Annotated in this window: 1 protein-coding gene; it reads left to right on the top strand. The window is 76.1% G+C overall.

All coding sequences use genetic code 11. From position 1 onward, the window contains the following. Positions 1-1997, top strand: a 1997-nt coding sequence (locus ABZ951_RS33800; protein ID WP_361281785.1) for a condensation domain-containing protein, incomplete at both ends; no start/stop codon positions are given.

The raw sequence follows: 1997 nt of genomic DNA, 5'->3' as shown, positions 1-1997 counted from the left end.
CTCCGCACCCGCCTGCGCACCGCCACCGGCACCGAAATCGCCATGGCCACCCTCTTCACCACCCCCACCCCCGCCGCCATAGCCGCACACCTGCCCGAGGCCGGTGAGGGCGCCGACGGCCGCCCGGCCCTCGTCCCGGTGGCCCCCGCCGAGCGGCCCGAGCGGCTCCCGCTCTCGTCAGCCCAGCAGAGCATGTGGTTCCTCAACCAGCTCGACACCTCGGCCGCGACGTACAACATCCCGCTGGTCGTACGCCTGGACCAGGGGGTCGACCACGACGCGCTGCGGGCCGCCCTGGCCGACGTCACCGACCGGCACGAGAGCCTGCGCACCCTGCTCCCGCAGACCGACGGCGCACCGCACCAGGACGTCCGGGCGCCCGGCACCGTCCGGCCCGCCCTCCAGGTCGTCGACTGCCCGGCGGAGGAGGTCGAGGCGCACGTCGCCGCGGCCCTGCGCCACGGCTTCGACCTGACGCGGGACGTTCCGCTGTGGGCCGGCCTGTACGGGAACCCGTCCGGCGCCCGGACCCTGGTCCTCGTCGTCCACCACAGCGCCGCCGACGGCTGGTCCCTGCGCCCGCTCGCCGACGACCTCTCCACCGCCTACGCCGCCCGCCTTGAAGGCCACGCACCCCGGTGGGAGGCCCTCACCGTCCAGTACGCCGACTACGCCCTGTGGCAGCGCGAACTGCTCGCGGCCGAGTCCGACGCGCAGAGCCCGATCGGCCGTCAGGCCGCGTTCTGGCGGGCGGCTCTCGACGGGCTGCCCGAGGAGCTCGCGCTCCCGGCCGACCGGCCCCGCCCGAAGGTGCCCAGCCGCCGTGGCGGCGGGCTGGCCCTAGAGGTCGGCGCGGGGCTCCACCAGGACCTGCTGCGCCTCGCCGACGACGGTGGCGCGAGCCTGTTCATGGTGTTGCAGAGCGCTCTGGCCGCCCTGCTCACCCGCTGCGGCGCCGGCACCGACATCCTCGTCGGCACCCCCGTGGCCGGGCGCGCCGACGAGGCCCTCGACGACATGATCGGGCTCCTCGCCAACTCCCTGGTCCTGCGCACCGACACCTCCGGCGACCCGGAGTTCCGCGAGCTCCTGGCCCGCGTCCGGGCCTTCGACCTGGCCGCCTACGACCACCAGGACCTGCCCTTCGACCGCCTGGTGGAGGTGCTCAACCCGGCGCGCGAGGCCGCACGGCACCCGCTGTTCCAGGTGATGCTGGCCCTGCAGAACAACACCGAGGCCCTTCTGCGCCTGGGCGGCAACGAGGCACCGCTGGAGCCCCGCGCGACCGGCACCGCCAAGTTCGACCTCTTCGTCGACGTCCTGGAGCGCCACACCGCCGACGGGACCCCCGACGGCCTGGCCTGCCACATCGAGTACAGCGCCGATCTCTTCGACCGGGAGACCGTGAAGCGGCTGGCGGGTGCCCTGCACGCGCTGCTGACCGCCGTCGCCGCCGATCCCGGGCTGCGCATCGGCGCCCTCCCCGCCCCCGAGCCGCGGTCCGCGGCCGGTCCGGCGGCGCACGAGCCGTTCGCCGCGGGCCCGCTGGAGCGCGAACTCCTCGCCCTGGGCGGCATCCGCGACGTCGCGACCCTGCCGGCCACCGAGAACGGCGGGCCGACCGTGCTGGCCGTACCCACCCGGGCCGCCGCCGTCGAGCAGGCCGCGAAGGCGCTCGGGCAGCCGGCCGGGGCGGCGGCCCTGCGGGTGACCGCGGTCTCCGACCTGCCGAGGAACGCCGACGGCACGGTCGACACCGCCGCCCTGGCGCAACTGCCCGTCGTCGACGCCGAGTCGGCCGGGCAGTGGGAGCGCGACCTGGCCGCCCTGCCGGGCGTGCGCTCCGCGAGTGTCGCCCTGGAGGAGATCCCCCAGGAGATCGGCCGGGTGTACGTCGGCAGTTCCTCCGCGCGGCACTCCGGTACGTCGCGTCTGCCGGCCACGGCCGACGCGGACGCCGTGCCCGCGCTCAGCGAGGGCCCGCCCCTGCCCGACAT

Source organism: Streptomyces sp. NPDC046215 (assembly GCF_040646215.1).
GTDB lineage: Bacteria > Actinomycetota > Actinomycetes > Streptomycetales > Streptomycetaceae > Streptomyces > Streptomyces stramineus.
This window is presented reverse-complemented; position numbering and strand designations above follow the sequence as displayed.